The sequence below is a fragment of the Rothia kristinae genome, from assembly GCF_016028855.1.
Lineage (GTDB): Bacteria > Actinomycetota > Actinomycetes > Actinomycetales > Micrococcaceae > Rothia > Rothia kristinae.
On record NZ_CP065738.1, the window covers coordinates 1,611,483 to 1,625,138 of the forward strand.

Below are 13,656 nucleotides of genomic sequence, written 5' to 3' on the forward strand. Positions count from 1 at the left end.
CGAGGTCCTCTGTGCGGGGCCCGGCGCGGCGCCGGGCTCATCCCTTCCACAGTAAGCACGGGGTCGCGGAGCGCCCCAGGGGCGGGCGCGGATTTCCTGCGGAGGGCGAAACACCCTGTGACACAATGACGGACGTGACCGCACCAGCTCCGGCCCTCCAGACCACCCCCACGACGAGGCTCAGCCTGCCCCCGTTGCAGCTGGGCCAGCTCACCGTGGACGTGCCCGTGGTGCTGGCGCCCATGGCCGGGGTCACCAACCGGGCCTTCCGTCGGCTGTGCCGGGACTACGGCGGCGGACTGTACGTGACCGAGATGGTCACCGCCCGCGCCCTGGTGGAGCGACGCCCCGAGTCCCTGCGCATCATCGAGCACGACGACGACGAGGAGATCCGCTCCATCCAGATCTACGGAGTGGACGCCGTCAACGTCGGCAAGGCCGTGCGGATGGTCGCGGAGGAGGATCGGGCTGATCACATCGACCTGAACTTCGGCTGCCCCGTCCCCAAGGTCACGAAGAACGGCGGCGGCTCCGCCCTGCCGTGGAAGCGGGACCTCTTCGAGGCGATCGTGACCACTGCCGTGCGGGAGGCCTCCCGGGCGCAGATCCCGGTGACCGTGAAGATGCGCAAGGGCATCGACGAGGACCACCTGACCTTCCTGGACGCCGCTAAGACCGCCCGGGACGCCGGGGTCGCCGCGATCGCCCTGCACGGGCGCACCGCGGCCCAGCACTACTCCGGTCAGGCGGACTGGGACGCGATCGCCGAGCTGCGCGAGGCCATCCCGGATGTGCCCGTGCTGGGCAACGGGGACATCTTCTCCGCCGAGGACGCGGCCCGGATGGTCGAGCAGACCGGGGTGGACGGCGTCGTCGTCGGGCGCGGCTGCCAGGGCCGCCCCTGGCTGTTCGGGGACCTGCAGAACGCCTTCGAGGGCAGCCCGGAGCGCTTCCGCCCCGGCGTCGCGGAGGTCGCGGACATCATCCACCGGCACGCGCAGCTGCTCGTGGAGACCTTCGGGGACGAGCAGCGCGGGATGCGCGAGATCCGCAAGCACGTGGCCTGGTACTTCCACGGCTACCCGGTGGGCGGGCAGCTGCGCGCCCAGATGGCGCAGGTGGCGACCCTGGAGCAGTTCCGCGAGCTGCTGGACCAGCTGGACTTGTCCCTGCCCTATCCGGGGGCGGCCGTGGAGGGTCCGCGGGGCCGGGCCGGCTCCCCGAAGAAGCCCCACCTTCCTGACGGCTGGCTGGATTCCCGGATCCTGGGCGACGCCGAGCGCCTGGGCCTGGCCGACGCCGAACTCGACATCTCCGGAGGGTGAGCATGGCTGATCCGCACCTCGTGCGCCCGGAAACCCCCGGGTACACCGCCGACGACGCCCGGCGGTGGGTTCCGGAGGAGCACCGCAGTCTGTACCGCAGCGACTTCGAACGGGACCGGGCGCGCGTGCTGCACTCCTCGGCCCTGCGCCGCCTGGGCTTCAAGACCCAGGTGGTCTCCCCGAACTCGGATGACTTCGTGCGCACCCGGCTGACCCACTCCCTCGAAGTCGCGCAGGTGGGCCGGGAGGTGGGCCGGATGATCGGGTGCGACCCCGACGTCGTGGACGCGGCCTGCCTGTCCCACGACCTCGGGCACCCGCCCTTCGGGCACAACGGGGAGGCGGCGCTGGACGCGATCGCCGAGGACGCCGGCGGCTTCGAGGGCAATGCCCAGACCCTGCGTCTGCTCACCCGCCTGGAACCCAAGGTCATCGGACCGGACGGCGTCTCGGCCGGACTGAACCTGACCCGCGCCAGCCTGGACGCCGCCTGCAAGTACCCCTGGACCCGGGCGGAGGCCCCCGTGAAGAAGGGCGCCCGGTCCCGCAAATTCGGGGTCTACGAGGATGACCTGCCGGTGTTCGCGTGGCTGCGCGAGGGCGCCCCGGCGGGGACCAAGTGCCTCGAGGCGCAGGTCATGGACCTGGCCGATGACATCTCCTACTCGGTGCACGACGTCGAGGACGCCGTGTTCGCCGGTCACGTGCAGCTGGGCTGGATGTCCCGGCCGGCCGAGCGGGAGCGGGTGATCCTGTGGACCCGCCGCTGGTACACCCCGGACCGGGACCCGGATGAGCTGGACGCGGCGCTGCGGCGGCTGGAGGCCCTGCCCGAGTGGCTGCCGGACATGATCGGCACCCGGGCGTCGATGGCGGCCCTGAAGGCCCTGACCAGCCGGCTGATCGGCCGGTTCAGCGGAGCGGCGCTGGCGGCGACCCGCGCCGAGTTCGGCGACGGGCGCCTGACCCGCTACGCCGCGCAGATCCGGGTGCCGCGGGAGACGGAGAACGAGATCGCCGTGATGAAGGGCATCGCCACCGCCTACGTCATGGCCGTGCGGGACCAGGAGCCGCTGTATGAGAACCAGCGGGAGATCCTCACCGTGCTGGTGGAGGCCCTGCTGGAGACCGACGGGCTCTTCCTGGATCCGGTGTTCGCCGCGGACTGGCGGGAGCTGGGCCCGACCGACGACGCCGCCCGGCTGCGCCTGGCCGTGGACCAGGTGGCCTCCCTGACGGATTCCTCCGCGGTGCGCCTGCACGATCGGATCACCGGGCTGTCCTGGCGGATCGGGGACAAGCCGCTCTGGTGAGACCGGCGGGGATGTGCCTCGATTCGGCCGACTGTGGAATTCGGGAGGGACTCGGGGACCCGGCGGCTAGGATGCGACCGTGGCTGGTTTGATTCGACGCGAAGACATCGACGAGGTCCGCTCGCGCACGGACATCCGGGAGATCGTCGAGGGCTACGTGACGCTGAAGTCCGCCGGCATCGGCTCCTACAAGGGGCTGTGCCCCTTCCACGACGAGCGCACCCCCTCCTTCCACGTCCGCCCGCAGATGGGCACCTACCACTGCTTCGGCTGCGGGGAGTCCGGGGACGTCATCGCCTTCCTCATGGCCATGGACCACACCGGCTTCACCGAGACCGTGGAGCGGCTGGCCGCCCGCGTGGGCTACGAGCTGCACTACGAGAACGGGCGTGGCCCGGACCGGGAGGAGAAGGGCCGGCGGCAGCGGCTGGTGGACGCGCACAAGATCGCCCAGGAGTTCTTCGAGCGCCAGCTCTACACCCGCGAGGCCGCCGCCGCCCAGCGTTTCCTCGGCGGGCGCGGATTCGACGGCGCCGCGGCGAAGCGCTTCGGCGTCGGCTACGCCCCGCAGGGCTGGTCCCACCTGCTCAAGCACCTGCGGGACCACGGCTTCACCGAGGAGGAGCTGAAGGCCACGGGTATGTTCTCCGAGGGTCGGCGGGGACTGTACGACCGGTTCCGGGGGCGCCTGATCTGGCCCATCCGCACCATCACGGGGGAGACCATCGGCTTCGGGGCGCGGAAGCTGTTCGAGGATGACCAGGGGCCGAAGTACCTGAACACCCCGGAGACCGCCCTGTACAAGAAGTCCCAGGTGCTCTACGGCATCGATCTGGCCAAGCGGAAGATCGCCCAGGGGCAGCAGGTGGTCGTCGTCGAGGGGTATACGGACGTGATGGCCGCGCACCTGGCCGGGGTGGAGACGGCCGTGGCCACCTGCGGCACGGCCTTCGGCGCGGGGCACATCAAGATCGTGCGGCGCCTGCTGGGCGATGACGGCTCCGGGGGAGAGGTGATCTTCACCTTCGACGGCGACGAGGCCGGGCAGAAGGCCGCGCTGCACGCCTTCCAGGAGGATCAGCGCTTCACCGCCCAGACCTACGTGTGCGTGGCCCCGGACGGGATGGACCCGTGCGATCTGCGTCTGGCCCGCGGGGACCGGGCCGTGCGGGACCTGCTGGAGACCAAGCGGCCCCTGTTCGAGTTCGCGATCCGGGTGACCCTGGAGGACTACGACCTGGAGACCCTGGAGGGGCGGGTGCGGGCCATGCGCGCCGTCGTGCCGATGATCGCGACGATCCGGGATCCTGCCCTGCGTCCGGCCTACGCGCGGCGTGTGGCCGGGTGGATCGGGATGGAGCCGGTGGAGGTGGAGCGGGCCGTCGACGCCGCCGCCGCCCGCGCCCCCCGTGAGCCCGCTCCACAGCAGCAGCACGGCGCCCAGCCGGAGGAGCAGGATGCCCACCGGGAGGAGACGCGGCGCTTCGAGGTCCCGGATCTGCGGGATCCGGCGGCGCGGATGGAGCGGGAGGCCCTGGAGGTTCTGGTCCAGCAGCCGGACCTGGTGGCGGATTCCCAGTGGGAGGTGCTGGCTCGCACCCGGGTGCGCTACGCCCTGCACCACGAGGTGCTGCGGGCCGTGCTGGCCGCGGCGGGCGAGGCCAGCCGGGCGCCCGGGGCCGCGTGGGTCAACGCGATCCGCGCCCACGCGGATCCGGAGGCCCACGGGCTCATCGCCCAGCTCTCCGTCGCGCAGATCCCGGCCGCGACCCCGGATCAGCTGACCCGCTACGCGGCCGGGATCCTCAACCGGCTGCTCATCCAGGAGCTCGTGGCCCGCAAGGCGGATAAGCTCGCGGAGCTGAACCGGCTGGACGCCGCCCGGGACCGGGAGCGGTGGCAGGCCGTGCAGCGGGACCTGCTGGAGCTGGAGTCCCGACGCCGTCAGCTGGCCGGAACCTGAGGCGGGTCGTCCGGTTCGGGACAGACGTCGGGCGTGCTCAGTGTCACCGCGGGCCGGTTTTGCGCGCTCGCGCGGCGGCCGGTAGAGTACCGTGTTGTTGCCAGCGGCGCGAGCCGCTGCGGCCACGGTCCCCCGTAGCTCAATTGGCAGAGCATTCGACTGTTAATCGAAGGGTTACTGGTTCGAGTCCAGTCGGGGGAGCCAGTCTGGAGGCCTCCTCCCCGGAAGGGGAGGGGGCCTTTTCTGCGTCCCGTCCGGGTTACCCTGGGGGTGTGATGCGCACCTCGCCCATTCCGGACGGGGAGAAGTCGGATCGTGGAGATCCATGATCCATGGGGCTGGGGCGATGGGCCTGTACTTCGCGGTTCGGCTGCAGCAGGCCGGGCATCGGGTGCGCCTGGTGGCCCGCACGGGGTGGGCGGATGCTCCCCGGGTGCGGATCGCGACGGAGGACGCCGAGGAGACGGTGGAGCTGGTGCCCGTGGCGGATGTGCAGCGGGCCCTGTGGAAGAAGCTGGCGCTGATCGCCTCCTACGGCGGGGTCGGGGCGGTGACGGGGCTGACGGTGGGGCAGACCCGTGCGGATGAGGGCACCCGGTCCCTGGTGTGGGAGGCGATCGAGGAGGTGCGGACGGTGGCTCGGGCCCATGGGGTGGAGTTCACCGAGGAGGATGCTGCTGAGGTCTTCGCGGTGTACGCCGATGGCTTCGCGGCGGGGACGACGTCGTCGATGCAGCGGGATCTTGCGGCTGGGCGTCCGTCGGAGCTGGAGGATCAGACCGGTACTGTGGTGGCCCGGGCCGGGCAGGTGGGTGTGGCTGTCCCGATGCGCGGGTTCATCTATCGGACGCAGTCGGCCCGTGAGGCGATCGCTCGGGCCGAGGCATGAACCGGCAGGTGATCGGGAGGAAATGGGGCGCGACGAAAGCGGGGTGAACCCCGGCCGGGGGCTCCTCCCCGAGGCCGTCGATGCAGATCCGTGATGGTACGTTGGGAGCTGAACCATCACGTCGTCACAAGGGAGTACTGATGTCTCACGAACCCGGTGCGCCAGAGACCCGCACCACCGCTGAGCCCCGGTCCTACCGGGGCGGTTTCGCGTCGCTGAAGAACGGCGCCCGCCAGGTCGTGGGCATCTCCAGGGTCGCCTCCCGGCTCGGCCCCAAGCAGGTCAAGGACGAGCTGAAGATCGCCACGATGGAGATGAAGGAGAAGGGCGCCAAGCTGGGCGTCGGCGCCGCCTTCGTCGCCGTCGGCCTCGTCTTCGCGCTGTTCGCCGTCATCGTGCTGCTCGTGGCTGCCGTGGCCGGGCTGGCCAAGGTCATGGAGGCCTGGCTGGCCGCCCTGCTGCTCGGCGTGCTCTTCCTCATCCTGCTCGCGATCTTCGTGCTAGTCGGGATCTCCAAGATCAAGAAGCAGCTGCCGCTGAAGCCGGAGTCGGCGATCTTCGGCCTGCTCTACGACCTCGGCGTGGCCAAGGAAGGCTCCGCCTACACCTCCTCCCGCGTGCGCCGCGAGCTGCGCGAGAAGCAGGAGGAGAAGGAAGCCGAGAAGAAGGAGAAGAAGCGCCGCGAGGATGCCGGCGAGGTGCCCGAGGAGCCCACCCCCACCCGCGAGCAGGTGGAGCAGCGGACCAAGGCCCGCCGCGACCACCTCAAGACCCTGCGCGACGACTTTTCCAGCCAGACCGAGCGGGTCAGCTCCACCGCCCGCGGCCTGGTCGGCAAGACCACCGCGGACGCCAAGGCCGTCCCGAACCGGGCCCGCGACGTCGCCGAGGGCCTCGCGGACAACGCCATGGACCCGGAGGCCGCCAAGCAGCGCTGGGCCCCGCTGTCCGCGCTGGCCGTCTCCCTCGGGGCGTTCGTGCTCTTCCTGGGGCGCCTGCTCAAGCGCCGCTGAGCACCCCGCCGCAACCGACCGCCGATGCCTCCCCACCCGCCCGGGTGGGGAGGCATCGGCGCTTCATGGGCGGGACGGGCGCGGGTAGACTGGGGCGTCGATGCGTCCGAGCCCGGCGCACGCCCCGCGACGAGAGGTGCAGCCCCACCGATGCCCGAGAAGCCCCTGCGCATCCTGATCGGCGCGGACACCTACCCGCCGGACATCAACGGCGCCGCCCAGTTCGGCCACCGCCTGGCCATGGGCATGCGGGACCGCGGGCACGAGGTCCACGTCGTCGCCGCCCGCACCGGGGCCGGCCCCTCCTACACCATCGACATCGACGGCATCACCGAGCACCGCCTGCGCAGCCACCACCCGCCCACACACCCGTACTACCGGCTGTGCTTCCCGTGGGAGATGCAGCACCGGGTCGGGCGGATCCTGGACGAGGTGAGGCCCGACGTCGTGCACATCCAATGCCACTACATCGTCGGTCGCATGCTCGCCTGGGCCGCCCAGCGCCGCGGCATCCGGCTGGTGGCCACCAACCACTTCATGCCGGAGAACCTCAATCCCTTCCTGCCCTTCCCCGACTGGTTCCTGCGCGGCTTCGCCAAGCTGTCCTGGAAGGACATGGAGCACGTGCTCGGGCGCGCCGAGGTCATCACCACCCCGACGCCGATCGGCGCCCGGTCCATGCACGAGCACGGCTTCGCCAAGCCGATCCTGCCCGTGTCCAACGGCATCGACTCCGCGGCCTACGAACTCCGCCCGGGGGAGCGCGTGGAGGAGCCGGCTCACCCGACCATCCTGTTCACCGGGCGCCTGGCGGTGGAGAAGAACGTGGACGTGCTCATCCGCGCCCTGGCCCGGCTCCCGAAGGAGCTGGACGCGCGCCTGCGCCTGGCCGGCACCGGGGAGGTGGAGCCGGCCCTGCGCGAGGTCGCCCGCGCCGAGGGCGTGGCCGATCGCGTGGAGTTCCTCGGGTACGTCTCCGACGAGCAGCTGCGCCGCGAATACCTGAGCGCCACCGTGTTCTGCCAGCCGGGCACCGCGGAGCTGCAGTCCCTGGTGACCCTGGAGGCGCTGTCCGCCTCCCGACCCGTGGTCTTAGCCGATGCCCTGGCCCTGCCGCACCTGGTGCGCCAGGGGGTCAACGGCTACCTGTTCACCCCGCAGGACCCGGAGGACCTCGCCGCGAAGCTGCGCCTGGTCCTGGAGGCCACCCCGCAGGAGCGGGCCGCGATGGGCCGGGCCGGTCGCGAGCTGGTGCGCCAGCACGATGTGCACCGCACCTGGGACCTGTTCGAGGCCCTGTACCGCGGTGAGCACCCCCTGCCCGAGACCGCGCCCGACGTCGCCGGCTGAACCGTACGTCTGGGCCTCCCCGTGCTTCGGGCGGGCCTGCGGTACAGTGGTGCACCGATCTGCCCCCGGCGCGCCGCGGTGCGTCGGGAGGGATCGCGGGGGGTTAGCTCAGCTGGTCAGAGCAGAGGACTCATAATCCTTGGGTCGCGGGTTCAAGCCCCGCACCCCCTACTAGTTCACATGGTGCCTTCGTGCTGAGATGCGCGGTTCGTGCTGAGATGCGTCACGACGGGGCGCATCTCAGCACGAACGCGGTATCTCAGCACAGAACCCGCGTCTCAGCGAGGGCTCGCACGCCCCTGCCCGGTGCCCGCGCGCTCCGGCCGGTCACTTCAGGTGCTCCGGGACCGGCAGCAGCACCGAAGGGCGCAGATCCCCGACGAACAGCAGGGGATTGACGTACTCCTCGCCTTCACGCACGCCCCAGTGCAGGCAGGTCCCGCACGGCTCGTGCACTGCCTGCTCATCGCGCACCGCGATCCGCTGCCCGGCCGAGACGCGCGTGCCGCGGGGCAGCTGCTGAGCCACCGGCTCCATGCTGATCCGGCGCCCATCCGCGGTGGTCACCGTGATCACGCCCCGATCCACGACCGTCCCGGAGAAGCTCACGGTCCCGGCCGCGGGGGAGCGGACCTCCTGGCCCGGGGCGGCCGCCAAATCCGCCCCGCGGTGCCCGGACAGCCACCGCTGCGCCGGGGGCCGATACGCCCCGACCACGGCCGGGCGCGGGGACAGCGGCCACTCCCAGCGCGGCCGGTCGGTCCCGGCCAGGGCTGCCGGAGCCGCGCCCCCGGGCAGTCCCACCAGCAGCAGGAGCGAGACGACCAGCACCGCGACCGCGCGCGGCCGGGGTGCGGGATGTGATGACGGCGGGACCGGGGCGCGGGACGCGATGGGGGCTCTCATGGGTCCCATTCCAGCCCCAGACCTCGGGTGCGCGGGCCGGGCCTCCGCGCTCCGGCGGGGCCGCTGGGGAGAACCCGCCGGGATCGGGGCGCCCATCCACGGTCCCAGGGCGTGCAGAGACCCGGCACCCCGGTCCGCGGCCCCAGCGTCCACCATCCCGGGCGCCGCATTCGGAGGGTCTCGGCCCCCGCGCGTCGGTGGGGTACACTGAGGGGCAGCAGTGGGCGCAGTGCGCCCGCTGACTTCGCGTGGGCGATGCGCATCAGGGACCACCACCCCAGCAGGTGGCACCCGTCCCGATGCGGGCGCGGCCCTCGGTTCCGCACGCGGGCACCTGACGGTGACCGCTCGGCACGGGCCGCGCGGATACCCCTCCGTCCCCGAAAGGGGATGCGGGACGGGATCCCATCGACCGCCAGGAGCACCGACGAGCCGCCCCGCCGCAGGGGGCCGGTGAGCGGTGCCGCACAGAAACCGAAACCCACGAGAACGCGACGCTCCGCGCCGGTGCGCGGCCGGCGTCGTGATGAAGGAGAGCGACATGCCCGTCGTGACCATGCGCCAGCTGCTCGATTCCGGTGTCCACTTCGGCCACCAGACCCGCCGCTGGAACCCCAAGATGAAGCGCTACATCTTCACCGAGCGCAACGGCATCTACATCATCGACCTCCAGCAGTCCCTGGAGTTCATCGACCGCGCCTACGAGGCCGTCAAGGCCACCGTCGCCCACGGCGGGACCATCCTGTTCGTCGGCACCAAGAAGCAGGCGCAGGCCACCATCGCGGAGCAGGCCACCCGCGTGAACATGCCCTACGTCAACCACCGCTGGCTCGGCGGCATGCTCACCAACTTCTCCACCGTCTCCAAGCGCATCGAGCGCATGAAGGAGCTGGAGCAGGTGGACTTCGACGACGTCGCCGCCTCCCAGTACACCAAGAAGGAGCTGCTGCTCCTGCGCCGCGAGTTCGAGAAGCTCGAGAAGACCCTCGGCGGCATCCGCAACCTCACCAAGGCCCCGTCCCTGCTGTGGGTCGTGGACACCAACAAGGAGCACCTCGCGGTGGACGAGGCCCAGAAGCTGGGCATCCCGGTCGTGGCCATCCTGGACACCAACTGCGATCCGGACGAGGTCGCCTTCCCGATCCCGGGCAACGACGACGCCATCCGCTCCGTGAACCTGCTGACCCGCGTCGTCGCCGACGCCGTGGCCGCGGGCCTGCTGGAGCGCAACTCCAAGAAGTCCGGCTCCGAGGAGACCGCCGAGGAGCCCATGGCCGAGTGGGAGAAGGAGCTGCTGGAGCAGCACCAGCAGATGGAGGCCCAGGCCGAGGCCGGCGCGATCGTCGACGAGTCCGAGGCCCTGGCCGCCAAGAAGGACGAGCAGGCCGCCGAGGCCGAGGCCGCCGAGCACGAGGTCTCCGGCCAGTAGCACCCGGACGGCGCCCCACCGGGGTGCCGACCGACCGCATCGGGGCGCCGTCGGAATCCGGCCCCGCCCGAGCCCGATGGCCCCCGGTGCGCCACCGACACCTACGCCGCAGAACACGACTCTTTACGAAGGAGCACACATGGCGAACTACACCGCAGCCGACATCAAGGCCCTGCGCGAGCGCACCGGCGCCGGGATGCTCGACGTCAAGAAGGCCCTGGACGAGGCCGACGGCGACCAGCAGAAGGCGATGGAGATCATCCGCGTCAAGGGCCTCAAGGGCGTCACCAAGCGCGAGGGCCGCGCCACCGCCGAGGGCCTGGTCGCCGCCCGCGTCCAGGACGGCGTGGGCTACCTCGTCGAGGTCAACTCCGAGACCGACTTCGTCGCCAAGTCCGCCCCGTTCATCGACTTCGGCAACTCCGTGCTGGAGGCGGCCGTCGTCAACGACGTGGACAACCTCGAGGACCTGCTGAAGGCCGAGTCCAACGGCAAGACCGTCGAGGAGCAGGTCACCGAAGCCGGCGCCCTGCTGGGCGAGAAGGTCATCGTGCGCCGCGTGGCCCGCCTGAAGGGCGCGCACGTGTCCCAGTACCTGCACAAGACCTCCAAGGACCTGCCCGCCCAGGTGGGCGTGCTGCTGGCCGTGGAGGGCGAGAACGTCGAGGAGATCGCCCACGACGTCGCCGTGCACATCGCCGCGATGTCCCCGAAGTTCCTGGACGAGACCTCCATCCCGGAGAACGAGGTGGCCGACGAGCGCCGCGTCGCCGAGGAGACCGCCAAGGCCGAGGGCAAGCCGGAGCGGATCATCCCGCAGATCGTCGAGGGCCGCCTGAAGGGCTTCTTCAAGGAGAACACCCTGCTGGACCAGGACTTCGCCAAGGACTCCAAGAAGTCCGTGCGTCAGGTCCTGGAGGAGGCCGGGGCCAAGGCCACCGGCTTCGTGCGCTTCCGCGTCGGGAACTGACCTCCCCGCGCACCGCGCACACCGCACCCGGGGCATAGCCCCGGGGTCTGATCGAGGAGCGTCCGCCGTCACACGGCGGGCGCTCCTCGCGCGTGGACTGCGTATGCTGGTGCCCGGACCAGACCGCCCCCGGGGTCCGCGAGCCCGCCGCGGGCATCCCCGCCGCACCGCGCCGCCCGGGACCCACCACCGCGCCGTCCGCGCGCCAGGAGGATACAAGACCATGCCCGACGAGACTCCCCGCCTCGCCCCCACCCGCCGCCGCGTCCTGCTCAAGCTGTCCGGGGAGGTCTTCGGCGGCGGCCGGGTCGGCATCGACACCGGCGTGGTGCGGCGCATCGCCGAGCAGATCGCCTCCACGGTGGGCCAGGCGGAGACCGCGATCGTCGTCGGCGGCGGCAACTTCTTCCGCGGTGCGGAGCTGTCCGTGGCCGGCATGGACCGCTCCCGCGCGGACTACATGGGCATGCTCGGCACCGTGATGAATTCCCTGGCCCTGCAGGACTTCCTGGAGCAGGCCGGGGTGGAGACCCGCGTGCAGTCCGCGATCCAGATGGCGCAGGTCGCGGAGAACTACATCCCCCGCCGGGCCATCCGCCACCTGGAGAAGGACCGCGTGGTGATCTTCGGCGCCGGGGCCGGCCTGCCGTACTTCTCCACGGACACCGTGGCCGCCCAGCGCGCCCTGGAGGTCCACGCCGACGAGGTGCTGGTGGCCAAGAACGGGGTGGACGGGGTCTACACCGCCGATCCCAAGACCAACCCGGACGCGAAGCGCCTGCGCCACCTGACCTACGACGAGGCCCTGCAGCGGGACATCCGCGTGATGGACCAGACCGCCTTCAGCCTGTGCCGGGACAACGACGTCACGATGCGCGTGTTCGGCATGGAGGGGGAGGGCAACGTCGCCAGCGCGATCCTCGGCGAGCAGATCGGCACCCTGGTCACCGCCTGACACCCCACCGGCCTGTGTCCGGCCGCGACCCGCCCCGGCCCGTTCGGAGGCGGGCCGGTAAGCTGGAGGCCGGAGCACCCGCACCCACCCCCGAATCCAGGAGAGACCCCCGTGATCGAAGATTCCCTGACCGAAGCCCGCACCAAGATGGGCAAGGCCGTGGACGCCGCCAAGGAGGACTTCGCGGCGGTGCGCACCGGCCGCGCCAACCCCTCCCTGTTCTCCTCCCTCCTGGTGGACTACTACGGCGCCCCCACCCCGCTGCAGCAGCTGGCCTCCTTCCAGAACCCCGAGGCCCGCACCCTGCTGATCACCCCGTACGACAAGTCCGCGCTGAACGAGATCGAGAAGGCCCTGCGCAACTCGGACCTGGGCGCGAACCCCGCCAACGACGGCAACGTGATCCGCGTGGTCATGCCGGAGCTGACCGAGGAGCGCCGCCGCGAGTACGTCAAGATGGTCTCCGGCAAGGCCGAGGAGGCCCGCGTGTCCGTGCGCAACATCCGCCGCCACGCCAAGACCGAGATCGAGAAGCTCGTCAAGGACGGCGAGGCCGGCGAGGACGAGGGCGCCCGCGCGGAGAAGGACCTCGAGGCCGTGACCAAGAAGCACATCGAGCAGATCGACGAGCTGCTCAAGCGCAAGGAAGCCGAGCTGCTCGCCGTCTGATGTCCGCCCAGCCCACCCCGCCGTCCACCCCCACCCAGCCGATGCCGAAGCGCACGCCGCGCGCCGGACGCGACCTGCCGGCCGCGATCGGCGTCGGCGTGGTCCTCGGCGCGCTGGTGGTGATCGGCATGTTCTTCGTGCCGCCGGTGATCGTCGCGGTCGCCGCGGCCGGAGCCGGGGTCGGCACCTGGGAGGTCACCCGGGCGCTGAACCTGCGCCCGGGGCTGCAGGTGCCGCTGGCCCCGGCGGTCGTGACCGGGGCCCTGTTCCCCGTCGCCGCGTATCTGGGCGGGGGAGAAGCGCTGCTCTACTCGGTGCTCGCGGCCGTGATCGTGGTGGTGCTGTGGCGGATGGCCGGCCCCCGGGAGGGGATGCTGCCCTCCATCATGGCCGCCGTGTTCACGATGTCCTGGGTGCCGTTCATGCTGGCGCTGGCCGTGGTCCTGTTCCGCGGGGAGGACGGCCCGGCGCGGGTGTTCACGATCGTCGTGATGGCGATCGGCAACGACACCTGGGGCTACCTGGCCGGCGTCCTGTGGGGTAAGCACCCCATGGCCCCGCGGATCAGCCCGAAGAAGACCTGGGAGGGCTTCGCGGGCTCCATGGTCGGCTCGGTGGCCGTGGGCATCCTCTGCGCGGTCCTGCTGCTGCACGACCCCTGGTGGCACGGTGCCGTGCTGGCGGTGCTGCTGGTCATCGCCTCCACCGTGGGGGACCTCTCCGAATCCATGGTCAAGCGGGAGGTCGGCATCAAGGACATGAGCCACATCCTGCCCGGGCACGGCGGGGTCATGGACCGGCTGGACTCCATCGTGTTCGCCGTGGCCATCGGCTACGTCGTGTTCGCGGCTCTCAGCTGAGCCGGCTCCTCGAT

Annotated in this window: 12 protein-coding genes and 2 tRNA genes; 13 read left to right on the forward strand and 1 reads right to left on the reverse strand. The window is 71.3% G+C overall.

The window, feature by feature from the left end; translation table 11 throughout:
* The first annotated feature begins 125 nt into the window (after positions 1-125).
* The 8 genes from dusB to I6G21_RS07115 all read left to right on the forward strand — a co-directional run bounded on the left by dusB (position 126) and on the right by I6G21_RS07115 (position 8,024).
* Positions 126-1,325 (forward strand): tRNA dihydrouridine synthase DusB, encoded by a 1,200-nt coding sequence (gene dusB, locus I6G21_RS07080; RefSeq protein WP_129357860.1) that lies wholly within the window; start codon positions 126-128, stop codon positions 1,323-1,325.
* A gap of 2 nt (positions 1,326-1,327) precedes the next feature.
* Entirely contained in the window at positions 1,328-2,638 is a 1,311-nt protein-coding gene (locus tag I6G21_RS07085) for a deoxyguanosinetriphosphate triphosphohydrolase (protein WP_055684393.1), read from the forward strand.
* A gap of 79 nt (positions 2,639-2,717) precedes the next feature.
* Positions 2,718-4,601: a DNA primase gene (gene dnaG, locus I6G21_RS07090; RefSeq protein WP_055684394.1), complete on the forward strand. Its 1,884-nt coding sequence runs from the start codon at positions 2,718-2,720 to the stop codon at positions 4,599-4,601.
* Between the two features lie 128 nt (positions 4,602-4,729).
* Positions 4,730-4,805 (forward strand) — tRNA-Asn (locus I6G21_RS07095).
* A 121-nt stretch (positions 4,806-4,926) separates the two neighbouring features.
* On the forward strand, positions 4,927-5,490 hold the full coding sequence (locus tag I6G21_RS07100; protein WP_055684395.1) for a ketopantoate reductase family protein: 564 nt from the start codon (positions 4,927-4,929) through the stop codon (positions 5,488-5,490).
* A gap of 140 nt (positions 5,491-5,630) precedes the next feature.
* On the forward strand, positions 5,631-6,503 hold the full coding sequence (locus tag I6G21_RS07105; protein ID WP_055684396.1) for a phage holin family protein: 873 nt from the start codon (positions 5,631-5,633) through the stop codon (positions 6,501-6,503).
* Positions 6,504-6,653: 150 nt separating this feature from the next.
* Positions 6,654-7,853, forward strand: coding sequence for a glycosyltransferase (locus I6G21_RS07110; protein ID WP_055684397.1), 1,200 nt, complete (start codon positions 6,654-6,656; stop codon positions 7,851-7,853).
* 97 nt (positions 7,854-7,950) lie between these two features.
* Positions 7,951-8,024 (forward strand) — tRNA-Met (locus I6G21_RS07115).
* A gap of 156 nt (positions 8,025-8,180) precedes the next feature.
* Here I6G21_RS07115 and I6G21_RS07120 read toward each other — a convergent pair.
* Positions 8,181-8,759, reverse strand: a complete 579-nt coding sequence (locus I6G21_RS07120) for a M23 family metallopeptidase (protein WP_081275363.1) — start codon at positions 8,757-8,759, stop codon at positions 8,181-8,183.
* 541 nt (positions 8,760-9,300) lie between these two features.
* Here I6G21_RS07120 and rpsB point away from each other — a divergent pair.
* The 5 genes from rpsB to I6G21_RS07145 all read left to right on the forward strand — a co-directional run bounded on the left by rpsB (position 9,301) and on the right by I6G21_RS07145 (position 13,642).
* Positions 9,301-10,188 (forward strand): 30S ribosomal protein S2, encoded by an 888-nt coding sequence (gene rpsB / locus I6G21_RS07125; protein ID WP_055684398.1) that lies wholly within the window; start codon positions 9,301-9,303, stop codon positions 10,186-10,188.
* Between the two features lie 139 nt (positions 10,189-10,327).
* A complete protein-coding gene (gene tsf / locus I6G21_RS07130) occupies positions 10,328-11,158 on the forward strand; it encodes a translation elongation factor Ts (RefSeq protein ID WP_055684399.1) in 831 nt (276 codons plus the stop codon).
* A gap of 223 nt (positions 11,159-11,381) precedes the next feature.
* Positions 11,382-12,113 carry a UMP kinase gene (gene pyrH, locus I6G21_RS07135; protein WP_055684400.1) on the forward strand — a complete coding sequence of 244 codons (732 nt, stop codon included), beginning with the start codon at positions 11,382-11,384 and terminating at the stop codon, positions 12,111-12,113.
* A 111-nt stretch (positions 12,114-12,224) separates the two neighbouring features.
* Complete coding sequence (gene frr / locus I6G21_RS07140; protein WP_055684401.1) at positions 12,225-12,782, forward strand: ribosome recycling factor; 558 nt, start codon at positions 12,225-12,227, stop codon at positions 12,780-12,782.
* Entirely contained in the window at positions 12,782-13,642 is an 861-nt protein-coding gene (locus tag I6G21_RS07145) for a phosphatidate cytidylyltransferase (protein WP_055684402.1), read from the forward strand. The genes frr and I6G21_RS07145 overlap by 1 nt, the downstream gene beginning before the upstream one ends.
* The last annotated feature ends 14 nt before the right edge of the window (positions 13,643-13,656 follow it).

Excerpts from the sequence above, each read along its gene's own strand:
- I6G21_RS07110 (WP_055684397.1), top strand. The coding sequence starts at position 6,654 with ATGCCCGAGAAGCCCCTGCGCATCCTGATCGGCGCGGACACCTACCCG.
- pyrH (WP_055684400.1), top strand. The coding sequence starts at position 11,382 with ATGCCCGACGAGACTCCCCGCCTCGCCCCCACCCGCCGCCGCGTCCTG.
- I6G21_RS07085 (WP_055684393.1), top strand. The coding sequence starts at position 1,328 with ATGGCTGATCCGCACCTCGTGCGCCCGGAAACCCCCGGGTACACCGCC.
- I6G21_RS07105 (WP_055684396.1), top strand. The coding sequence starts at position 5,631 with ATGTCTCACGAACCCGGTGCGCCAGAGACCCGCACCACCGCTGAGCCC.
- tsf (WP_055684399.1), top strand. The coding sequence starts at position 10,328 with ATGGCGAACTACACCGCAGCCGACATCAAGGCCCTGCGCGAGCGCACC.
- I6G21_RS07145 (WP_055684402.1), top strand. The coding sequence starts at position 12,782 with ATGTCCGCCCAGCCCACCCCGCCGTCCACCCCCACCCAGCCGATGCCG.
- I6G21_RS07120 (WP_081275363.1), bottom strand. The coding sequence starts at position 8,759 with ATGAGAGCCCCCATCGCGTCCCGCGCCCCGGTCCCGCCGTCATCACAT.
- dusB (WP_129357860.1), top strand. The coding sequence starts at position 126 with ATGACGGACGTGACCGCACCAGCTCCGGCCCTCCAGACCACCCCCACG.
- rpsB (WP_055684398.1), top strand. The coding sequence starts at position 9,301 with ATGCCCGTCGTGACCATGCGCCAGCTGCTCGATTCCGGTGTCCACTTC.
- I6G21_RS07100 (WP_055684395.1), top strand. The coding sequence starts at position 4,927 with ATGATCCATGGGGCTGGGGCGATGGGCCTGTACTTCGCGGTTCGGCTG.